The 218-nt window shown below is 33.9% G+C and carries 1 pseudogene; it reads right to left on the reverse strand.

From position 1 onward, the window contains the following. Positions 1 to 218: pseudogene (locus PPOP_RS24655) on the reverse strand (pyruvate kinase); the annotation flags it as partial.

The following is a 218-nucleotide window of genomic DNA, read 5'->3' on the forward strand; positions in this document are numbered from 1 at the left end:
GAATTAAGGATAAGATTACAGCCATGTCTACTATAGTTAATATCTTCGTAAAATGATACTTTTTCATCGGGGGAATCAAGGGTAAGCAGTTTTTTCATTCCTTCTTGATCACGAAAAATATAAACAGTAACGACCGTATGAAAATCTGCATAGAGGTCTTCAGGGAAACTAGGGTCATAACATTCAATAAATTTTTCTTTGGTTATTTGTTTTGCCGC

It is taken from the genome of Paenibacillus popilliae ATCC 14706 (genome assembly GCF_000315235.1).
Taxonomy (GTDB): Bacteria; Bacillota; Bacilli; order Paenibacillales; family Paenibacillaceae; genus Paenibacillus_B; species Paenibacillus_B popilliae.